The organism is Mesorhizobium sp. M7A.T.Ca.US.000.02.2.1 (genome assembly GCF_003996995.1).
In the GTDB taxonomy this organism is placed as follows: domain Bacteria; phylum Pseudomonadota; class Alphaproteobacteria; order Rhizobiales; family Rhizobiaceae; genus Mesorhizobium.
In genome coordinates this window covers 1-619 of sequence record NZ_RZTT01000870.1, presented here as the reverse complement: position 1 = coordinate 619, position 619 = coordinate 1, and the positions used below count along the sequence as shown (strand labels likewise).

The window sequence follows — 619 nt, the reverse complement described above, 5'->3', positions numbered from 1 at the left end:
GGGCAGCATTGAGCGCCTCTTCGAAATCGCCCTGCTCCAAGATGCCCTTCTGCCCGGTGAAATGCGCCCACACCCCGGCGAAGCAGTCGGCTTGCAGCTCGATGCGCACCGACATCTGGTTGGCCTCCGCCTGGTCCATGCCTTGCCGCATCTGGTTGAACTTGGACATAATGCCCGTCAAGTTCTGCACGTGGTGGCCTACCTCGTGCGCGATCACATAGGCTTGGGCGAAGTCGCCAGAGGCGCCGAACTGCTGGTCAAGTTGCTGGAAGAAAGTTGTATCGAGATAGACCTTGTGGTCGCCCGGACAATAGAACGGCCCGGCGGCCGACGATGCCGAGCCGCAGGCCGAACGGATCTGGCCGCTGAACAGCACCAGCTTCGGGTCCTCATATGTCAGCCCCTGCGATTTGAAGATCCCGGTCCACGTGTCCTCGGTCTCGGCCAGCACGGTCGCCACGAACTGCTTCATCTCATCATTGGCGGGCGTAGCAGAGCCGCTGTCCTCGGTAATCTGGCCGCCGCCGCCCGGCGCCAGTCCGCCGCCGCCACCCAGGATCGTCGACGGATCGAAGCCGAAATACCATCCGGCCAGCACCACCAGGATGACGAGGAAGAT

The 619-nt window shown here is 62.7% G+C and carries 1 protein-coding gene; it reads right to left on the bottom strand.

The features are described from left to right. A partial coding sequence (locus tag EOD15_RS35210; RefSeq protein WP_127409378.1) for a neutral zinc metallopeptidase occupies nt 1-619 on the bottom strand: 619 nt, incomplete at both ends.